The sequence below is a fragment of the Microcoleus sp. w1-18aA5 genome, from assembly GCF_036701705.1.
GTDB lineage: Bacteria > Cyanobacteriota > Cyanobacteriia > Cyanobacteriales > Microcoleaceae > Microcoleus.
The window spans coordinates 1-19,918 of sequence record NZ_JAUPTE010000103.1; the positions used below are offsets into that span (position 1 = coordinate 1).

Annotated in this window: 16 protein-coding genes; 5 read left to right on the plus strand and 11 right to left on the minus strand. The window is 47.1% G+C overall.

Annotated elements, in window-relative coordinates; all coding sequences use genetic code 11:
• Positions 1–87: 87 nt before the first annotated feature.
• Together Q5691_RS25000 and Q5691_RS25005 are read right to left on the minus strand one after the other, a co-directional pair.
• Positions 88–876 (minus strand): SDR family oxidoreductase, encoded by a 789-nt coding sequence (locus Q5691_RS25000; protein WP_333347765.1) that lies wholly within the window; start codon positions 874–876, stop codon positions 88–90.
• Between the two features lie 339 nt (positions 877–1,215).
• Positions 1,216–2,142 carry a nuclear transport factor 2 family protein gene (locus tag Q5691_RS25005; RefSeq protein ID WP_333214354.1) on the minus strand — a complete coding sequence of 309 codons (927 nt, stop codon included), beginning with the start codon at positions 2,140–2,142 and terminating at the stop codon, positions 1,216–1,218.
• Positions 2,143–2,367: 225 nt separating this feature from the next.
• Between Q5691_RS25005 and murG the strand changes: the two genes are divergently transcribed.
• Both murG and Q5691_RS25015 read left to right on the plus strand, forming a co-directional pair.
• A complete protein-coding gene (gene murG, locus Q5691_RS25010) occupies positions 2,368–3,432 on the plus strand; it encodes an undecaprenyldiphospho-muramoylpentapeptide beta-N-acetylglucosaminyltransferase (RefSeq protein ID WP_333347768.1) in 1,065 nt (354 codons plus the stop codon).
• Positions 3,433–3,508: 76 nt separating this feature from the next.
• Complete coding sequence (locus Q5691_RS25015; protein ID WP_333214353.1) at positions 3,509–4,123, plus strand: hypothetical protein; 615 nt, start codon at positions 3,509–3,511, stop codon at positions 4,121–4,123.
• On the opposite strand, the gene ureG is transcribed toward Q5691_RS25015, so the two are convergent.
• The 5 genes from ureG to Q5691_RS25040 all read right to left on the minus strand — a co-directional run bounded on the left by ureG (position 4,120) and on the right by Q5691_RS25040 (position 7,543).
• Positions 4,120–4,722: an urease accessory protein UreG gene (gene ureG, locus Q5691_RS25020; protein WP_333347771.1), complete on the minus strand. Its 603-nt coding sequence runs from the start codon at positions 4,720–4,722 to the stop codon at positions 4,120–4,122. The genes Q5691_RS25015 and ureG overlap by 4 nt on opposite strands.
• Before the next feature lie 36 nt (positions 4,723–4,758).
• A complete protein-coding gene (locus Q5691_RS25025) occupies positions 4,759–5,472 on the minus strand; it encodes an urease accessory protein UreF (protein WP_333214379.1) in 714 nt (237 codons plus the stop codon).
• Between the two features lie 144 nt (positions 5,473–5,616).
• Positions 5,617–6,054, minus strand: coding sequence for an urease accessory protein UreE (gene ureE, locus Q5691_RS25030; protein ID WP_333214349.1), 438 nt, complete (start codon positions 6,052–6,054; stop codon positions 5,617–5,619).
• 430 nt (positions 6,055–6,484) lie between these two features.
• Positions 6,485–6,976, minus strand: coding sequence for a DUF4168 domain-containing protein (locus Q5691_RS25035; RefSeq protein ID WP_333214347.1), 492 nt, complete (start codon positions 6,974–6,976; stop codon positions 6,485–6,487).
• Positions 6,977–7,258: 282 nt separating this feature from the next.
• Positions 7,259–7,543 (minus strand): hypothetical protein, encoded by a 285-nt coding sequence (locus Q5691_RS25040; protein WP_333311008.1) that lies wholly within the window; start codon positions 7,541–7,543, stop codon positions 7,259–7,261.
• 331 nt (positions 7,544–7,874) lie between these two features.
• On the opposite strand from Q5691_RS25040, the gene Q5691_RS25045 reads away from it, so the two are divergent.
• Positions 7,875–8,300, plus strand: a complete 426-nt coding sequence (locus tag Q5691_RS25045; RefSeq protein WP_333214343.1) for a DoxX family protein — start codon at positions 7,875–7,877, stop codon at positions 8,298–8,300.
• Entirely contained in the window at positions 8,297–8,791 is a 495-nt protein-coding gene (locus Q5691_RS25050) for a DUF4385 domain-containing protein (protein WP_333347775.1), read from the plus strand. The genes Q5691_RS25045 and Q5691_RS25050 overlap by 4 nt, the downstream gene beginning before the upstream one ends.
• A 122-nt stretch (positions 8,792–8,913) precedes the next feature.
• Here Q5691_RS25050 and Q5691_RS25055 read toward each other — a convergent pair whose 3' ends face one another.
• The 4 genes from Q5691_RS25055 to Q5691_RS25070 all read right to left on the minus strand — a co-directional run bounded on the left by Q5691_RS25055 (position 8,914) and on the right by Q5691_RS25070 (position 13,518).
• A complete protein-coding gene (locus tag Q5691_RS25055) occupies positions 8,914–9,381 on the minus strand; it encodes a regulatory protein RecX (RefSeq protein WP_333311003.1) in 468 nt (155 codons plus the stop codon).
• Positions 9,382–9,495: 114 nt separating this feature from the next.
• The gene (locus Q5691_RS25060) at positions 9,496–9,906 is read right to left on the minus strand and encodes an AbrB family transcriptional regulator (protein WP_015177612.1); all 411 of its coding nucleotides are present in this window, start codon (positions 9,904–9,906) and stop codon (positions 9,496–9,498) included.
• 1,652 nt (positions 9,907–11,558) lie between these two features.
• Positions 11,559–13,259: a CHAT domain-containing protein gene (locus tag Q5691_RS25065; RefSeq protein WP_333214336.1), complete on the minus strand. Its 1,701-nt coding sequence runs from the start codon at positions 13,257–13,259 to the stop codon at positions 11,559–11,561.
• A 4-nt stretch (positions 13,260–13,263) separates the two neighbouring features.
• Positions 13,264–13,518: a hypothetical protein gene (locus Q5691_RS25070; protein ID WP_333214334.1), complete on the minus strand. Its 255-nt coding sequence runs from the start codon at positions 13,516–13,518 to the stop codon at positions 13,264–13,266.
• 1,413 nt (positions 13,519–14,931) lie between these two features.
• Between Q5691_RS25070 and Q5691_RS25075 the strand changes: the two genes are divergently transcribed.
• Positions 14,932–19,731 (plus strand): cadherin-like domain-containing protein, encoded by a 4,800-nt coding sequence (locus Q5691_RS25075; protein ID WP_333347778.1) that lies wholly within the window; start codon positions 14,932–14,934, stop codon positions 19,729–19,731.
• Positions 19,732–19,918 lie beyond the last annotated feature (187 nt).

Genomic DNA, 19,918 nt, shown 5'->3' on the forward strand with positions numbered 1-19,918 from the left:
AATATTTGCCCAAATGGAATTATCGAGCCGTACCCCAACCTGAGTAATTCATTAAGTTATTTATTTTTCATTCCTTACCACTAAAACTCACAACTCTTTTCGGTGAACCAGAGTTGCACTCGCTTGGTCTGTCGGAACTAGCAAGATTTCGCTAATATTGACGTGGGGCGATCGCGTCGCGCAAAAATACACGACATCGGCTACATCGTCAGCAGTCAGCGGTGTCAATCCTTGATAGACATTTTTTGCTTTTTCTGCATCGCCGTGAAACCGGACATTGCTAAATTCTGTTTCCACCAAACCGGGCTCTATTTCCGTCACTCGGACAGGTGTTCCCAAAAGGTCTTGTTTCAACCCTTCAGAAATAGCTCTCACTGCTGCTTTGGAAGCGCAATAAACATTACCTTTCGGATAAGCTTGGCGGCCTGCTATTGAGCCGATATTCACTACGTGGCCGCGGTCTCGGCTTACCATTCCCGGCACGATCGCGCGAGTCATGTAAAGCAAGCCTTTAACATTGGTATCAATCATTTCTTCCCAATCTTGGAAGTTGCCTTCGTGCAGTTTGTCTAAACCACGGCTCAATCCCGCATTGTTAATCAGAATATCGATGCTTTTCCAGGCATCGGGAAGCGCAGTTATCGCCGATTCGACTTGCGTGCGATCGCGCACGTCCAATTCTAGCAAATAAATCTCGTTCGCCGATGCAATCGATTTTGTTTCTACAAGTTCGTTTGCCAGTAGATCGAGCTTTTCAAGACGGCGGGCTGCTAAAATTAGTTTGGCTCCACCTTTGGCGAATATCTTGGCACAGGCAGCTCCGATACCGCTACTCGCACCTGTAATGAAAACAATTTGGTTTTGGATAGAAATCATTTTTTGTCAGTTGTTAGTTGACTGTTGACTGTCATTGGTTATTTGTTAGTTTTGTTATTTGTTAGTTGTTATTTGCTATAGCCTTTCTCGCTATAGTGAGGTATAGCCTTTCTCAGTAACATGAGGTACCCGACGGGCATAGGGCATAGGCCTCCGTGGGCATACCTCACCACGCTTGAGAACCGCTATATGTTTAATTCCTTGAATGAGATTTTTTTTATCTTCAAATATGTACCTCGTGTGACTAATAACCGCTATACCATTTACCACTTACTAATCACCAATCATCAATCACCCATTACCCATGCCCCATGCCCCATGCCCATAACACCTATTTTATTATTTGACAACCCGCAATCGCACACTAACTGTTGCAATTCCACCTTGTCGCATCAAAACTGCTGAAACCCACCGATTTTGGGGCGTAGCCGGAGCTTTACCTACTTTAAAAATTCCCCCGGAATTTAGCAACTCCAGCTCAACTTCTGAGGGATTAAAAAAGGTTTTTTCGGTAATGGGTTCCTCCAAAACAGTCCCTATTAAAATATCATCGCCGATCGGCTCTCGCACAATGGCATCAAAATGGTACTCTTCGCCCACCTTAACTTGCTCCGGCAAATTCACTTGAATTGTGGGAGGACTTTGGCCAGAAGTAAGCTGAGTTTGTTCTGCTAAAATCTCTTGACTAACTATTTTTTCACTTTCAAAGCGCTGTTGGGAACGGATGGTAGCTTTGAGAGTTAATTCTCTGCCATCCTTTTTTTGAGTGCCGGCAATTGTAGTTATGGTTTCTGCAATAATCGCGCTACCTTCGGTTTTCCAAGATTTGATCTCGGTGCGGTAATTTAAACTCGGATATCGCTCCCAGAGTTCGGTGAGAGCTTTGGCCATGCTTTGGCTGTTTAAGCCGTCAGAATGAGTGAAATTCGGGCTGTAAAATGCCATGACTGCTTTGACATCGCGCCGGTTGGCCGCTGCGTCAATTTCTGTTAGCACTTTTGTGAGTGGCGCAGGCGCATTTGCAGGGGTTTGGGCGATCGTTTGGGGAGTCGCCGCGATCGCACTGATCGCTCTTGCCGCACTAGGATGCAGCACGCCAGCACTTGCCACTGTTAAACATAACAACATTGGAGCGATCGACTGCCCGCAGTTAAAGCCAAAAACGATCGCGCGTTGGCGCAGCCCTCGAAGAGGATCGGCTTTTTCGTTCCGACGGCTGGAAAAATACTGAGATACACTTGGCACTAAATTCAAAAAATTACGCATTAGGTGATAATTTGGTTATTTGTCAGGAGTCGTGGCGCGGGCAACTGTTCGCCTGCAACGAAAACTGACAACGGAAGGACGGACACGGCACAATCTACAATCTAATTTTAGATTGCTGATTGAAAATTAGCTGAAACTGCCGGAATAATAAGCATAATAATCTAAAACCTCAAATATAAAATCGATTGACCTGTGGAACTTGTACTTGTAAAAGAAACAAAAACCTTGACAAAATCCCCCCTCCGTTTGTTAGTTGCAGCTAGCGGCACTGGTGGACATTTATTTCCCGCGATTGCCACCGCTAGTCAGTTGAACGACTGTCAGATCGAATGGCTAGGAGTCCCAGACCGCATGGAAACCGAGTTAGTTTCATCCCTTTACCCCCTCCACACGATCGCCGTTGAAGGCTTTCAGCAGCGATTTGGACTAGGTACTGTGCGAATTTTGGGCGGACTCGCCGGTTCGATTCTTCAAGTGCGGAAGTTGCTCAAAGCGGGAAATTTTCAGGGAGTGTTTACTACCGGCGGTTACATCGCGGCACCGGCAATTCTGGCGGCCCGTTCTTTGGGTTTGCCGGTGATTCTCCACGAATCTAATGCCATTCCGGGGAAGGTGACGCGCTGGTTTAGTCCTTTGTGCACTGCTGTGGCGATCGGATTTGAAGCAGCAGCCCAGCATTTACCCCGCGCCAAAACCGTTGTTGCTGGTACACCGGTGCGATCGCAATTCCTCGCCCCCCAACCTCTAAATTTGCCAATTCCTGACAATGTACCTGTAATTTTAGTCATGGGCGGCTCTCAAGGTGCTGTCGCCGTCAATAAGTTAGTGCGCGAGTGTGCTCCGGCTTGGTTTGATGCCGGTGCTTGGGTAGTTCACCTCACCGGAAATAATGACCCGGATGCTGAGAGTTTGAAACACGAGCAATATTTGTCGATGCCATTTTACGACAATGTGGCGAGTTTGTTGCAGCGAGCAAATTTAGCAATTAGTCGATCGGGCGCGAGTGCTCTGACAGAATTAGCAGTGACGGGCGTACCTTCTATTTTAATTCCTTTTCCTCACGCCGCTGACGACCACCAAAGATTTAATGCGGAAGTATTTGCTAAAGCCGGCGCCGCCGTGGTATTCCGTCAAAGCGAACTGACAGCAGATGTGTTGCAAAGCAAAGTGTTGTATTTGTTAAGAGATTCCGAATATTTGGAAAAAATGTCTAAAGCTGCTGCTCAATTAGCGGTGACAGACAGTACAGAACGTTTGGCTAATTTGGTCAGGGAATTGGTAGTACGGTAGGGAGTGTTAAAGTAAATAGGCGATTCCCTTCGGGATAGCTTCGCTTAACGAGAATTTGTAATAAGGAGAAAGTCAAATGGCATACAGTGACTTTAATTTAGACAGAGTTTTGAAAACCTTTGACTTAGCTTATTCTGAAATAGTGGAAATCTTCACTCCTGCCCCCGAGTTAGAGTATAGCAGATTACTGACAGAAACTTTGCAAGAAAATCTGCCTGTAGCTCTCGGTAGCAATACAGAAAAATCGCGTTCGGAACTGATTATCGCGCCGATTTTAATGGAAGTGAGAAAACTTTTGCACCATCGCGTGAGCTTATTTTCTGGCATTGATTTTACTGTAGATGCTGAAAGAGGGCTGAATGGGAATTGTGATTTTTTGATAAGTCGATCGCCAGAATTGTTGATTGTAAAAGCCCCAGTCATTGCTATTGTAGAGGCTAAAAAGGAAAACATTAATTCGGGATTGGGACAGTGCATAGCTGAAATGCTAGCAGCTAAAATCTTCAACCAGCGCGAAGGTAATGAGATTACCACAATTTATGGGGCTGTCACTACAGGAGATAGGTGGAAATTCTTAAAACTCGAAGGACAAGCGGTTTTTGTTGAGACAACCGAAACTTTGCTTACCAATTTGGGTAAAATTTTGGGAATTTTAGCATTGGGAATGGACGATCGCGCGCTTAATCCCTAATTATCACCAATATTCAACTTAACAAATTTAACTACTGATTCTAATCCTTCCTTTGTCTTCAAGTTAGTAAAAACAAAAGGTTTCTCCCCCCGCATTTTTTTCGCATCCCGTTCCATCACTCCCAAATCTGCTCCCACAAAAGGGGCGAGGTCTGTTTTATTAATGACCAACATATCAGATTTAGTAATTCCTGGCCCGCCTTTTCGTGGGATTTTATCGCCCGCAGCCACATCAATTACATAAATTGTTAAATCTACTAACTCCGGGCTAAAAGTTGCCGCCAAGTTATCGCCGCCGCTTTCTACAAACACTAAATCTAAATCAGTGAATTTGTGTTCTAACTCTTCTATAGCTACTAAGTTAATGGAAGCATCTTCGCGGATGGCTGTGTGGGGACAGCCTCCCGTTTCTACGCCCAAAATTCGATCGCTCTCTAAAGCTTGACTCCGAACCAAAAACTGGGCATCTTCCTGAGTATAGATATCATTGGTAACTACAGCAATCTGGTAGTGCTGTCGCAGTGACTTGCACAAAGCATCCAGTAAAGCTGTTTTCCCCGAACCAACCGGCCCAGCAATTCCTACACGAAAAGCACCCATAGCGATTTTAGATTTTAGATTTTAGATTTTAGATTTTCAACTGCGAAACAACCGAGTGTACTGAGTTTCGTGCGCCATGCTAGCCAGTCCTAATCCCCAACTGCAACTGCCAAGCTCATCATCTTCTAATTTTAAAACTTCTTGCGCCGTACAGCTAATTTGAGACTGCAAATCTAACAGTAACTGTTGACCGGCTGTTTGACCGAGGGGAATCAGTTTCACGCCCGCACTCGCCAAATTTGCAGCCCAACTGTATAAATATCCTAACACGGCCGCTTCCTCTTCAATCTGCCAGTTGGCGGCGGCAATGCCAAAGCCGATCGCAAAATTGCACGGATTGCCACCAAATTCCACCAAATCTTTTACACTTGTTGTTAACCTAGAAGCAACGGGCGATTCCCTGCGGGATAGCTTCGCTTCACGCAAATCCAGCAGCAACCTGACCAAAGTCCGCCCCATTTGCCAACTTTGCAAGCGCAACTCTTCCGTTTCCTTTGCAGCAGTCGCCCAAGCATTCCAGTAATTCAAAGCCGTCACATCCCCCATTTGTGCCGCCCTCAAAGCCCTTACCACCACCGCGGCTTCTACTCGAACAGCCCCGAATTGCAGCGAATTTTCTAACCAATTCCTCAAAGTAATCTCGCTGTCGATCGCACCGGTTTCTACCAGACTTTCGATTCCCTCAGAATAACTATAAGCTCCCACAGGTGCAAAAGCTAACTGCAACAAAGATAAAAGTTGATTGTTCACTGTTGACTGTTGACTGTTGACTGTTGACTGTTGACTGTTGACTGTTGACTTCTTGCTTCTTCAATAGCCGAAAGCAATTTAGTCATAAGCCCTCGGATTCATCGGTGGGAGTAAATCTAAAATCTAAAATCTAAAATCTAAAATCTAATGGCTGTGTCCATAAGCGCCCATTTCCGGCTGAAACGGCACAATTTCCTCTGTTACTTCCAAACCCATTTTTTCTAGCATTCCCTGCAACACAGAGTCGGGGGAAAGTCTTAAATAATTATCGGCAATTTCTAAAGCTACGTGACGGTTTCCTAAATGATAAGCCGCCCGCATCAGTAGCAGGGGACTTGATGCCCGCACTGTCAGCACCAGTTCGGGTTTTGCATTTACCAGTACCAAACAGCTACCGTCTTCCGACTGCAATAAATCTCGATCGCGCAATACTGTACCTCTGGGCAAATTCAGGTGCAGCTTTTGCCCCGTCTCTGTCTCGAATCTGTGGCGGCTGCGAGTGCGATCGTCCGCTGTCATGGGTAAAGTAAAGCTGACAACAGCATCCGGATTTGCAGGCAAATGTTTGGTGAAAGTTAGCATTTTTATATTCTATTCCTCAGAGCAATTCACTTGACATTTAGTTTTTGAGGAATATCTTTTTTATAGCCAAAGGAATAAGGAAGACTGAAGTTCCACTCTTGAGCTCATATTTCAGAAATTAAAAACGTCTTAATCGTGTTGGCGATCGCTATATCTCATTGCGATTTACAGCCAGTTGAAAAATATTCATCTCTCTGACCGCTCCCGTTCTGGCTTTATTACCAAATTTATGTTATTTTGTCAAGCACTTGATCGCAGGCGATCGCTTTTTTTTCAAAAAATTTTGCCTATCGTCTAGGAACTCGAACAATTTAAATCTCCAATATATTGTTGGGGGGAGTTCGCGGTTAGGCATCCTGCCTGCCCTGAACAAGCTTTTATGGAGAAGTCTAATAGAACGGGAGAGGAAGAAAGACTCAAATCCTCAAGCTTATTGATTGCCCGCTTGTTGCAGTCGCAGGAGCTCGGCTTGAATTCGCTGTTTGACTGCCGGATCAGCTTGCTGGAGCAAAGTGAGCTGGTTGAAGCGACTAACTGTCAAACCATAGGTTTCGATAGCTTTTTTAGCTTGTTGGCAATAATTCACTGCAATGCCACGAAAATTTCCAGACAGCCTATTAATTTCCTGAGTTTCGTTGCACACTACTCTGGGAACCGAACCCCCAGCCATTTTTTTAATTTCGTTATAAGCTTCCACCCGTCTGGGTTCTATTGCCAAGACAGCACGAGCGTAGCTAGTAATTTCCTCGCTGGTAATATCTTGAGCTTGGGCTGCTGATCCGAAAACAAGGTTTGGAGATTGTCCATACAAACCAGGCGCCCATCCGCTAGCTAAAGCTGCTGCTGACAAGATGCCAAGCAACAGCGATTGTCGCAGCATCCGGTTTATGCCAAATTTAGAGGTGTTTATTGAGGTGTTCATGGTCGTCGGTGATTGATTGCGTGTAGATAAAAATGACACAGCGCTTGGAGGCTCAATCTTTTTGAATAATGTGGTGGGTAAAAAGTTCCTGCCGTTGGTGACTATTTTCAATTCCAGCAGGATGGTTGGGGATGTGCTAGGACGATCGACTTTTTAGCAAATTCAATAATTTCATTCATTATAACATCGGTCGGAAGTTGACAAAATTCAAACTTTAGATAGTAATTTTAATTACAGAGCATTCCCGAATTGCCTCTCCCAATAATTCTCAAAACGCAAATATTAAATAATTATAAAAATTATTGACAAATTACTTGCCTTAATTAGTCTCATCAAGGTAGGCGGTAGCAAAGCTATCTCTTTCCCCGCAAGGGTTCCCGTTCCCCGTAGGGGTTCCCGTAGGGTAGGGTAGGGAAGCGCCTGGAAGGCTAGGTCAAATTTAGCAGCAATCGCACTCATCAATTGCGGCGAAGATTTATTTAATGTTAAGCGGTGGTGCATTTGTCGATCGAGAAAATCCCCCACTGGTTGGGCTGCTGATGAAGCCAAAGCCGGAACAAAAATCATGTTTCACTACCCGAAGATAGAGACAGCAACAGGGCACTAGACATTAAAATCTTGTTATCAAAATGCGCGCTATCTGTTTTTGGCAGTCAACGCCCAGGCCTTCGATTCCAGTTCTCGCTTCCTCCAGTTTGGTGCTGTGAAAACTTGTCTGGGATTTACCCAGAAACCTGGGTTTTCTACGAAATAAAATCGTTACAGCCACCACCAAGAGCAGACAAACCCGGAAAGCTGGAATTTTTGGGCCTCAGCTTTATTGTCATCTCCATCGCAGATCGCAAATTTTGGCAAGCATTATCGCAGCAATTTAACAATTATTAATTACCCATTGCCCATGAAAAGTCAAAAAGAAATTTGGCGAGTTATTCTTGCAGTAGCTATCAGTATTGTAGGTGTGCTGCACTTTGCAGTACCCGCACCTTTTATCAGAATTGTGCCGCCCCAGCTTCCTTACCCGGAAGCCTTGGTTTATATCAGCGGTTTTTTCGAGATTTTGGGCGGAATTGGGCTATTAGTTCCTCCAGTGAGCAGGGCGGCGGCGTGGGGATTAATTGCCTTGTTTATTGCCGTGTTTCCAGCTAATATCAATCAAGCCGTCAACAACATTCCGATAGAAGGGATTCCCCACAATCAATTACTGTACTGGTTGAGGCTGCCTTTTCAAGCTGTCTTCATTGCTTGGGCCTGGGTTTATACCCAACCAGACGAAGGTAAACCTCGGGCTTCTATAGTTCCAGATACAACAGAAAATGCCCGATGAAGCAGTTTGACTACCATGCGGATTTTAAGAACATCGACTTTCGACAGCACCCGGAACTTTATCGGGTAGGCAAAGGAGAACAGGGAGTGCTGTTGGTTGAACCCTACAAAGGAGAAATTCTGCCTTTCTGGAGATTTAAGACTCCTGAAATTGCCAGGGAGTCCAGCAGCAAAATTTACTGCATGTTTTTAGAGTATCTCGATCGCGAAGATTTTGTGGGAGCCGACATGGCCCGCAAGTTCTTGCAGATGGGGTATACTCGATCGCGTCGCTACGCCAACCACAAAAGCGGTCGAAAATACCAGCAAAACCCTCAAAAGCTGAAGTCTGTTGCAGAGCAAACCGCAGCTAGAAAAGATATTTTGCCACTAGAAGCAGATCCGGTCAAAGCAGAATCCGCGGCCATTTTTCAAGAGAAATGGATGCTGGCCAAAATCAACGAGAAATATCTCGAGCTTTTAGCCAGACACCGGCAGATGTACGAATCTTAGTTAGTCAACGCTGAGGATTGACATAAAGTTACAAAAACTCAGGACTTACACTTTAGCCCTGTCGGCAGCAGTGTAGGTGTGCTTGCCTATCGGGACCGCATCTATTTGCTTGGCCCTACTATTTACTCATCCTCTTCTTCCGCCTGCCACTGTCGCCAAATTTCAAAGGCATTAAATCCCCTGTATTGCAGGTAATTCAAGACTTTGCCCTTGGTTTTCGGATCGGTTTTACCCCAAGCATCTATCTTGTATTTCCGCATGACTTTGGCTTTTAATTCGGCCAGTTTTTCTGCTTCGGAGTCCTGATTTTCGGCAATTTCTTCTTCCCAGACTTGCTCGAACAAATCGTTGGTAATTCCTTTTTGCAGGCACTTGCGCTTGATGGCCGACTTCCCGTATTTGCCTGCACCAGAGGCGATCGAGTTTGCCACCAAGCGAGTGTCGGACTGATAGCCGCGGTCTTGAATTTGCGCGATCGCCTCCAATATTTCCTCATTGCCAAAACCTTTCTCTTGCCCCTTTTTGCGAAGTTCAGAGGCACTGTAGTCTTTGCGAGACAAGAGAAAATATAAATAGTCAAGACAGCTCATCAGTTCAATCGAAGGGTGGCGCGCAAATACTCGTATAGCGAATGCCTAATCCAGTCGCCTTGCTATCGGCTGACTGCATCGCGTGAAGCGAAGCTATCCCGCAGGGAATCGCCTTTATTCTTCTGTATCCTCCTCTTCATCATCCAATTCCACATCCGGTCTGTCCACATCGATCTGAATCAAGCGAATGTGCTTGTATCCGAGCTTAATTTCAAACTCGTCTCCCGGCTTTAATCCCATTTCTTGGGTATAATTTGCTCCGATCACGATCGAACCATTCTTGTGAACGCTAGCTCGATAACTCGCTTCTCGCCCGCGTCCGTCTGCTTTAGACTTCTCTAGCTCAATGCCCTTAGCAGCTAACACTGCATCGTAAAACTCAGCCAGATTAATCCGGGTTTCTCCACTTTTGCTGACTGTGAAGTAGCCGCAAAGCTTCGCAAGTTCTCTGCGCGGCAAATCACTGCCTTTGATTTTTTGAAGCAGACCTTTTCCTGTTAAGGGTGCTGTAGCTGTTTCTGCCATTGACCGTACCTCGCTTATTGGACTTTACTTATATCAATTACAACACATTAGATTAACTTTGTTTCACTGTCAATACTAAGAATTCTGAATATTAAGATTCTGGAGAAATTTCTGCGGCCTCAAGACCGGGGGTGCAAGTAAGGATGCTCGAAGGGCGATCAATTTGCTCCTCGCGGCCCAAATCCTTGTGTAAGCCTCTCTTGCGATCGCGCGGGGAATTATTGTCGCAAATTAAATGTTTTACTTTTTTACAGTAAAGTCTGTTCCCTGCATTCACCAATCCCCGATTGTGTCTGCGGTCAAGGTCAAAATAAGACACCCATGAATGGAAATACCTAGAACGCAGCCACTGTAAATCTGCCGAAAGCATTTACCGGCGCGGGGTTAACTTTTACCTCAACAAGACGAGGCAGCACTTGTTCTCGATGTCACTGCCAGCTACTTGTAAATTCTATTTTTCTGGCTGGAAATCCCCTCAAAACCCCAAATACCAACGAGCAATCTTCTATTAAGGTGTTGGGCATATAACTTCCACAGAACGCAGTCTGGGGAAGGCAATCCGGTAAAAATTGAAGGAAATTTCACCTCTTCGTTGAACAAGTTTAAGCTAAAACTCGACTCAATAGGCGCGGCGGCAGAAACATCGGGCAGCCACTAAGAGGGGGAATAGTTTTGATCGGGCGAGATTGCTTCGCGACTCTTAACACTTCGCCAGGAATCAGTAGATTTCTAGGGGGAACTGGCCGAAATCTTCCCCCTCCGGCCCCAAGCCAGAGAATTTGAGGTTATTTCCACAGGGGAATTGAAAAAGACCGAGTTTAATGCACAACAGCTTAAATGTTTGATGCACTACAAATTAGCAGCGGTTCCGACATGGAGTTTCGATGGAAATGTATTGGTTTCGAGTCGTGGCCTGTAAACTGCCATACTCTCAAAATTTATGCACGAACTGGAGGGGTGCGTCAATCGATTTTAGATTTGAGATTTTAGATTAAAGAATTGAAGCCTTGACCCCACGGATAAATTGGGGGACTCATTTATCGGATACAGGTTTTTTATTTCTGCACGGATGAATCACGTGGCGGGTATCCTGGATGCTGTCGGTCAAACTCACAGCCGCTTCCATAATTAATTATTGTGAAATATAGCAAGCGCGCTGACGGTGAGGACGTTCTTTATTGTGGCAACTCTGGCTTTTATTGTCTTGTGCCGAATGACGAATGCTCCTGCTGCCGAATCAGCCCGCTCAAAAACCCATACAACCCACCGACTCGTGTGGTGGAGAGATCACAATTTTAGAGTCTTGTTCAAGCTTCCAGATTCATCTGTGGAGTAAATCTAAAATCTCAAATCGTTCGACTCAGGGCTCAACCCGAAGTCTAAAATCTACAATCGACTGACAATTATATATCAAGCAGTCCCGGACTTACTCTCTCGACGAGAAACTCGGTTTCTTCCTCGATGCTTGGTTGGGCTGCTACTTATTTTCGGTAAAAACCGGCTTGATGAATGTAAGTCGGAGATTCGATCGAGCAGTATACTTGCGATCACTTTGCCAGCGGCGGCCGATCGCGAATGGCCAGCAAAAACCCCACCCAGTTTGGAGCCAGGCCAAGAGGGTCTCAATTAAGCATTGCAGTGGGCGATCGCTTTTAGTGACGTTGTTGCAGGTAATTTTGCGACAGGGGAGTTCGTACCGCCGGCAGTAACTCTTCTGGTTTCGGGCCTCGCTGGTTCGAGTACCGCCACCCAAAAAAGCCAGCACTCAAAGCAACGGATAACAAGCAAAGCATTAGGGTGACAAATTTTTTCGATCCCGGTTTTGTTAACGGTTTCTGAGTCGGTGCTGCGGCGCGAGTTGCTTGGATCACTGAACACTCAGAATTAGGAATAGAGGACGGCAAAGCCGTCGGTGAGTTCGGTGAATTAGTAGCATCGGCTCGATCTTTCTGGTGAACCCAATCCCTGCGATCTTTTAATTGGTCGGGAAAGTATTCCCAGACTTCGCCGTCAGAATTGTCTGACTCATGCGATCGATTGGCTGGGATTGGGGGGTATTGGGCGATCGCCGAAACCGAAGATGGGGCCTTCCATTCAGTACCCGCGAGCACCGGTTGCGTTCCCGGCGCGATTATGTGCACCATAGAACCTGATGTCGCACTGTGGGCTGGGGCGCCGGTCAAATAGCCGTCAAAGTCCGGGTGCTGGTAGAGAATCGGCAAAGCCCAGTATAGCTGGTGAGAACCGTAGGCAGAAATTAGCCCAGCTCTGGCCCGGCTCAGGCTGAGATCGACTGGATAACCTTGATTAAGGTTGCGGTAAAACAACCGCGTCAGAGTTAGGGCTACATCGTCGGGGATGCTTTCTGCCATTGCTAGCACTGCCGGAATGCCCCGCTTCACTAGAGCTTCGGTTAAGTTCCGTTCCGGGCTGTCGTCCGCGAGGTCTGAGGGGTCGCCGTAGGCGCCGCGGCAGGAGTTGAAGACGGCCATCTGAATACCGTTGTTCACGAGCAATCCAGCTAAGTCGTCGCCACTCAAGGTTTCGGTTAAGCCGGTGCGGCTGCTGACTAGGTAGAGTTCGCCACCTCTGGAACCTAAGTTGCTATGGCCTGCGTAGTGCAGGACTTGGTAGTGTCCTTGTTCTAGGGCTTGGGTAAGTTGTTCTCGATCGGGCTGTTCGAGAATAGTCAGTTGAATTTCCGGGCAATGGGGGCTGTTTTTGAGAGGATGACCGGTGCGGTTTTGGAGTTCTTGCTGCAAATGGAGCACTTCTCGCTTGAGCTGCAAGCTGTCTCGATCGCTCGGAGATGCGATCGCCATTAAAATTTTTAGTGGCCCGCCACTAGGCAGTATCCGGGTTTGTTTGAACAAACTTGTACCTGGTTGGTAGCGAGAAAACACGACATCTGTGCCGGTTGCCAAAGGGCGATCGCCGGCGTGCAGAACTTCCCACGGCAGTCGTGGCAAGCGTCGGCCTTTGAGTCCGAGTCGCAGTTGCAGCACTTCTCGGCGGTGCTGGGCGATGCCTTGAGCGCAAGTCCAGCTATCGCGCAAGTTTCCTTGAAACAGCCCGCTGTATAATTGTTGCCCCAGGGCTACTAAATTCGGCGCTGAGTTGTTTCCCGAACGGGAGAGGCCGCGACCCGCAAAACTGCTTCCCTGTACTGCTTTTCCTTGGAGCAAGCCCACCAGCGGGTCGTTCATCAGTTGAGAAGATAGTGCAAGCCATTCATTGATCGGCCAGCGGACTTGTTGTTCGGCTAAGGGTACACCGGGTGCAACCCTTTCTGTCCGCACTAGATATTCGTCGTCCCCAACGGGAGTGACTGAGAGTTGAAATTCCTGGCTCACGGATTTAGCGCCCTCCCGCCTTAATTCTGAATTTGCCTGCGTTTTTGCGGCTAGCAATAGCGAACGGCAAAATAATTTTTACTCTTTGAATCAAAGTTTCTGAATGCGCTTCCCCCGATCGGGCGATCGCTGAGGTCATATATATTTGTTCAAACACTTTGAGGATATAAAAGTTGTACTTTAATAACAGTTTATTAGTTTTGATTGCCCTGTGCCTCGGTGAAAGCCGAATTTTCTCCAATCTTGCTATCTTTAACATTTTGCACCTCTACCACAGACCCCTTTAGATTCGTCGTGAACTTGAGTTTCTCATTGCTGAGTAAAGTTAAATTGGAGGCACTTTACCAGGCGGATCTCTAGTTCTTATTAAAATTACTTCGGCTCTCGCCAACCGGTTTCAGGGCAATATCGCAGGGAAAGTTGAGTATTTTTTTTTTTTGGGCGATCGGTCGATCGGTCTTTACCGCTTATCCTCTACCACCAACCCCCGATGTGCAATCTTGATTTTGTGTCAATTAATTAATTGGTCAGCCCTGGGTTCTCATCCGTAAGCCCCCCGCCCTCATCCTTAAGACCTCAGTGGCGATCGGTAATTGATAGTTGACTATCGATAATTGCTCATAACTTATTGCTAATTTACCGCTTTTATGATATGGAAAACTTTTAATTTAACTCTCTTAATCTAGTTACAGTTAAGCAGCAAAAATAAACGTCAGCAGCCAAGAACTCTCAACAATACAATGGCAATCAAATTATTCCGGTACTCTCAAGCAACCATCATTTTTGGCATCTAGAGGATTACGCCTCATCAGGCCGGTTTCTCGGAAAATTATTGGATTTGGTAGCGAAGCTTACAAAACAACTGGGTTTCGCAGCCTCGCCGTGGGTCATTCTCGCTCAAAATGCCGATCAAGCTTGCAACTGTCACCAAAAACGAATTCTGCGCCTATATTACTTTTTGGCAAATTTTGCAACCTGTCTTGAGATAGATATATTTTGGCAGAACTCTTAGTTGAGCCGAAAAAAAAACTTTTTCTCAATTCGCGAGGTTTCCTCGAATCGAGAGAAAATTCTGCAACTAAAAATTAGAACAAATATTTGTCCGGGCGAATTATCTAAATTTCTAATTAATCATCGGGAACTAAAATTAGGAGGGTGCTGTCGTTTAGTGAAGAGATTCAAATCCTAGGTCAGGGAAGGATTTGTCAAAGCTGGGAGTGTTACCAAAGTTCAATACACCAGCCTAGATCGGAAAAAAAGCAAGGGTAAAATTTGGGGGATACAGGTTTTGGGGAGTTATTTAGGAGTTGTCAGTCGCGAGTTTAAATTCAGCTAATTCACTGTAGAAATTACGTAGAAAATCTACAATCAGGAGCCCTTCGGCGCAGCTTACTGTAGAAAATACCGAGAACATCTCAAATGCTCGGAGCTTCGGCGCAATAATTACAGTGTAGGTTGCGGATCAATTAATTTTGGTACGCAATTGCAGAATATAAAACTCGTAACACAGCGAAAAAAACCTTGCCGTTTAAGTGGCATCTATAATAGTAAAGATGAGGAAACCAGCTCCTCTAGCAGGCGAAAGCATGAAGTTAAAAAAAATCTTCTGCAGCCTCCTGTTTGCTGATAAATTGATTCAAAGAAGCTTACCATTTTTTGGGAAATATCAACGATGGACGACCTAATTTCGTTGGAAGAAGGACAGGGAACACTTTTTCCAGTTAAAAAAGATGAAACAGAAAATCCTGTCGAGGGTTTAGGCAACAACAGCCCTAAACTTTCCGATAAGGAGTTAGACGATTTAATTAACCAAGCACTCGCCGAAAACACCGACGGCGTTACCACATTTCTGAATCAGTCTAACGGCGCCTCCACAACAGGTGTGGGCGATGACGATGATGATGATGACGATGACGATGACGATGACGATGATGATGATTTCCAGACCATCGGAGGTACTGATGACGATGGCTTAGATGATGATGATGACGGTGACTTAGATGACGATGACGATGACGATGACTTAGATGACTTAGATGACTTAGATGATGACAACGATTTCCAGACCATCGGAGGTAATGATGACGATGACGATGACGATGACTTAGAAAATGACAACGGCATCGATCGCCGCCGAACCGTCGTCGGTACCGATGACGATGACCTCATTGTCGCCACCGGCGAGCAGGAAGAGATATACGGCAAAAAAGGCAAGGACAAAATCAAAGGAAACCGTGGCAAAAAAAATAAAATCTACGGCGGCAAAAATGACGATGATTGCGAGGGCGGCGATGACGACGATGAAGTAAGAGGCGATCTCGGCAGTGATACCGTCATGGGCGGCAAAGGCAAGGACACCCTTAACGGCGGTAAAGATAACGATACCGTGATGGGCGGCAGCGACGACGACATCTGCGAAGGCGATGACGGCGATGACTTGGTGCACGGCAACCAAGGAGATGATGACGTTGACGGCGGCGCCGGCAGCGATACCGTCTATGGCGGCAAAGGCGACGACGATTGTGAGGGCGGCGAAGGCAATGATGCCGTCAGGGGCGACACAGGCAAGGACAACGTTAGCGGCGGCACAGGCAACGATACGCTTAACGGCGGAAAAGATAACGATACCGTTAGCGGCGGTGTAGGCAGCGACGTTTGCAGTGGCGACGACGGCGACGACAACGTTAGCGGCGGCGACGGCAACGATACCGTTAGCGGCGGTGTAGGCAGCGACGTTTGCAGTGGCGACGACGGCGACGACAGCGTTAGCGGCGGCATCGGCAACGATACCGTGATCGGCGGTGGCGGCAGCGACGTTTGCAGTGGCGACGACGGCGACGACAGCGTTAGCGGCGGCGACGGCGACGACAGCGTGATGGGCGGTGCTGGCAACGATACCCTCGTGACTGGCAACGGCAATGACCTGGCAGACGGCGGCGACGGCGACGACAGCGTTAGCGGCGGCGGCGACGGCGACGATACGCTGATGGGCGGCGAAGGCAACGATACGCTGATGGGCGGTACTGGCAACCATACCTGTATCGGCGGTGCTGGAGATGACGTTTATGTCGTGAGTAACAGTAACTCTGAGGCAAGTGCAGTCATCACTGACTTCGAGGACGGCAGCGACAAGTTTCTGCTGTTTGGCGACTTGAACTTTAGCAGCTTGACATTTATACAAATCGGTGTCAATACCGAAATTCGGGTCAATAACTTCGCCTTGGCGCTATTGTTGAATGTCAACGCAACGCTGATCACTGCGGCCGACTTTTTGGGAGTTAATCCTCAAACTCCCACTCAAACTCCAACTCAAACTCCCACTCCGACTCAAACTCCCACTCCGGTTTTTAACCCTCCGCAAGTGGGAGCTAATCAGCCCTTGACTGCTGGTTCCAGCGGAGGCGAGCAAACTATTACTTCTGAGTTGTTGCGGTTTGGCGATGACGAGCAAGGTCCTGGCGGCATAGTCTACAAGCTAACCGAGCTGCCCGATTCTACAACCGGCCAACTATTGTTGAATGGAGTCCCAGCACAAGTCGGTTCTACCTTCTCTCAAGCAGACATTAACGCAGGCTTGGTAAAATTCAAAGCGGCAGTAGGTTTTATCGGTGCGCTTAGTTTTGGTTTTGAAGTTAGCAACGGCAGAAGATCTGCCACTGGCCAGCGTTTTAGCTTGAATGTCGAGCAAAATGTCTTTAAGTTTGGTGGCACTACAGCACCTCAAGTTATTGTCGGTTCTGCGACGCTGGATAACGACATCGAAGGAAGCGATGGTGACGATAACATTACAGCCGGCAAAGGCAAAGACAAAATCATCGGCGGCAAAGGCAAGGACACAATTAAAGGCGGCGATGGCGATGACGATATCGACAGCGGCGATGACGATGATGATATCGAAGTTAGCCTAGGCAAAAACAAAATAAAAGCAGGCAAAGGCAACGACAAAGTTAAAGGTGGCGATGATGATGACGATATCGACGGCGGCGAGGATGATGACGATATCATCGGTGGTAAAGGCAAAAACACACTAAAAGGAGGCTTGGGCAACGACAAAATTCAAGGCGGCGATGATGATGATGAGATCGAAGGCGGCCTAGGAACCAATATTCTAATTGGGGGTAATGGAAAGGATCGCTTTATTTACCGCACTTCCCGCCAAGAGATTCAAACAGTTGTAGACGCTGACTTTATTACTGACTTTAATGTCGATGACGATGTTTTAGAGTTCTCTAACGCAGCTTTTAGTCTCAACGCTTCTATCTTGACCAAAGTGGACATTACTGCTACTTCTACTGTTGGCTCGATCGGCGGCGCTAATTTTCTCGACTTCACCGCGGATATCACTGTTCGCAGCATCACGACTTTGCAAGCGCGGTTTACAGAGTTGGGCGGCAACGGAGACGTGCCTATTTTCTGTCAGTTTATAGATGCCGATACCGGCCGTTTGGTGCTGGTATATGGTGTTGGGGCGCGCTTTGAACTTGTGGCCAGTTTCTCGGTGGACGTTCGCCTGACAGTCAATAACTTTGTCTTCACGGGCCCGCCACTAAATATTCCTGTCGGTACTGCTGGCCCTGACAATTTCAATTTCGGCACTTTTCCGGTCCCAGTTAATTTCAATGCTTTAGCAGGCGATGACAACATTGTCGGCAGCAATTTTAACGATACCATCAACGGCGGCGACGGCAACGATACCATCACCGGCGGCCTCGGTTTGGATGTCCTAAGCGGTGGCAGTGGTGCGGATCTGTTTGTTTACAGGACAACTAAAGAAGGCGGCGACAAAATTTCCGACTTTACTGTTGGGGTAGACAAATTCGAGTTTAGCGCGAGCGCTTTCGGCAATTTGACTACGACTAACTTTGACGGTGTTAGCGGTTCAACTCCTGACATTACTGGCAAAGAGTTCGTGATTTTCACAGGCGGCAGTTATGCCTCTTTGGAAGCTGCACAAGCTACAGCCCTGGGCAATTCTACAACTGCTGGTTTCTTCGCCTTTACTAATGCGTCGAACGAAACGGTGTTGTATTTTGACTCGAACGGTACCGTAGCCGGTGGTTCTACCTTGATTGCGAATCTGGGTACTGCTGCTAGCAATCTGGGAACGGCGGACTTTGTATTTACAGGTACGATCGCACCTTCTGCCAGTGGTACTACTACCAACTCAGGTAGCGTTGCGGATTTAACTGCTGCTGGAAACACTTTCCCCGTCGCCTTTAACAATTTCGGTTCTGGTGCTGGCGGTTACAACTTCACATCTCCTGTCTTGTTTACCGGCAATGACAGTGCTAACAGCGTCACTGGTACTGAGTTTGCTGACATCTTCAGCGGCGGTTCTGGTGCAGATGTTCTGACTGGCGGTGCTGGTGCGGATCTGTTTGTTTACAAAGCAGTAGGCGAAGGCGGTGATACGATTACTGACTTTACTGCTGGAACTGACAAATTCGAGTTTAGCGCGAGCGCTTTCGGCAATTTGACTACGACTAACTTTGACGGTGTTAGCGGTTCAACTCCTGACATTACTGGCAAAGAGTTCGTGATTTTCACAGGCGGCAGTTATGCCTCTTTGGAAGCTGCACAAGCTACAGCCCTGGGCAATTCTACAACTGCTGGTTTCTTCGCCTTTACTAATGCGTCGAACGAAACGGTGTTGTATTTTGACTCGAACGGTACCGTAGCCGGTGGTTCTACCTTGATTGCGAATCTGGGTACTGCTGCTAGCAATCTGGGAACGGCGGACTTTGTATTTACAGGTACGATCGCACCTTCTGCCAGTGGTACTACTACCAACTCAGGTAGCGTTGCGGATTTAACTGCTGCTGGAAACACTTTCCCCGTCGCCTTTAACAATTTCGGTTCTGGTGCTGGCGGTTACAACTTCACATCTCCTGTCTTATTTACCGGAGATGCGGCTGATAACAGCGTCACTGGTACTGAGTTTGCTGACATCTTCAGCGGCGGCAGCGGTGCGGACATTTTCGACGGCGGTTTGGGTAACGACAGCATTTCCGGCGACGATGGTAATGACAGCCTCTTCGGCGGTGGCGGTAGCGATACTCTCAACGGCGGCATCGGGAATGACACTTTAATAGGTGGTGTGGGAACCAATGTTCTCAACGGCGGTGCTGGTTTAGATGTGTTTGTGTTCAGCGGAACTACTGCTGACGGCGGCGACTTAATTACCAATTACAGCATTGCTGATGATGTAATTAACCTCGACAGCACTGGCTTTGCAGGCTTTACCACCGGAGTGTCCTTGGCTTCGAGTTTCTACGCTTACAGCAGCACAGTGTCTGATGTAACTGTGTTTGAAGCAACTTTAACCGGGCCGTCCATCATGGCTATCTACGACGGTTTGTCTACTAAACTGTATTACGATAGCAACGGTTCTACGGTTGGTGGTAACAGTTTGTTTGCTACTGTCGATGTCAATTTGGGACCGACCGGTAATTCTGAATTGTTCTTGTTCTAAACGGCAAGAATCCTAATCGGGATATCGGTACGGTTAGGGACACAGCATGGCTGTGTCCCTACAATACAGAGGTAAGGACATAGTAATACTGTGTCCTTTTTTTTGTAATTGTTAAACTGAAGTTCCCCCATTGACAAAAGGCGTCGGAGTATGTAGGGTAAACCTTTGGAGGATTTTGACTCCGGTT